Source organism: Vibrio sp. 10N.222.48.A3, from assembly GCF_041475345.1.
Lineage (GTDB): Bacteria > Pseudomonadota > Gammaproteobacteria > Enterobacterales > Vibrionaceae > Vibrio > Vibrio tasmaniensis_A.
In genome coordinates this window covers 1-966 of sequence record NZ_JBFRVX010001756.1, presented here as the reverse complement: position 1 = coordinate 966, position 966 = coordinate 1, and the positions used below count along the sequence as shown (strand labels likewise).

The 966-nt window shown below is 46.0% G+C and carries 1 protein-coding gene; it reads right to left on the bottom strand.

The genetic code is table 11. The features are described from left to right. On the bottom strand, nucleotides 1-924 hold a 924-nt coding region (locus tag AB4653_RS28775), incomplete at its 3' end, for a glutathione S-transferase family protein (protein ID WP_372106055.1). Between the last annotated feature and the right edge of the window lie 42 nt (nucleotides 925-966).

Here is a 966-nt window from a genome sequence, read left to right as displayed (position 1 = left end):
GACTGATTCTAAGTCTAGCGCAGGTCCTTTCGGCACAACTTGGGTTGGGTTTATACCTGTATGGCTGTAATAATAGTGGCGCTTGATGTGATAAAAATCGGTCGTCTCTTTAATGCCTTCGACCTGGTAGAGCTCTTTTAAGTAGCCCTGAATATGGACGTAGTCTGAAATTCGCTGCTTATTACACTTAAAGTGCCCAACATAAACGGCATCAAATCGAACCAGAGTGGTAAACAAGCGCCAATCCGCTTCTGTAATCTCGTTACCCGCTAAATAGCGATGTTCGCTAAGGTGAGCGTCTACTTTGTCTAAGGCTTCAAATAACGCATCATACGCTTCTTCGTAGGCTTCTTGTGTCGTTGCAAAGCCCGTTCGGTACACACCGTTGTTAATGTTTGGGTAGATATAGTCATTCCACTCATCAATCTTCTTTGCCAGTTCCCACGGATAGTAATCATCGGTGTTGCCTGTCAGTTCATTAAACTCTGAGTTAAACATACGGATAATCTCAGACGACTCGTTACTCACAATGGTGTTAGTCTTTTTATCCCACAACACAGGCACCGTCACTCTACCCGAGTAGTCAGGTTTGGCTTGAGTGTAGATTTGATGCATGCGCGTATGGCCGAACAGAGGTTCAGGTAACCCCATTTGCCAACCATCACTCATCATGTCTGGGCAAACAACCGTCACGTCAATGTGATCGGTTAGGTCTTTAAGCTCTCGGAAGATAAGGGTGCGGTGCGCCCAAGGGCAAGCCAATGATACGTACAAGTGATAACGGCCGCTTTCAGGCTGAAACTGCGCGGACGCTTTATTCTCTACCCAGTGACGAAAGCCTGCATCTTCACGAACAAACTTGCCACCGCTTTCTTTGGTGTCGTACCACACATCGTGCCAAACACCTTCAACTAACTTGCCCATATCCAAACCTCTGTCATCCAAAATTTTTTATACCAATCACAG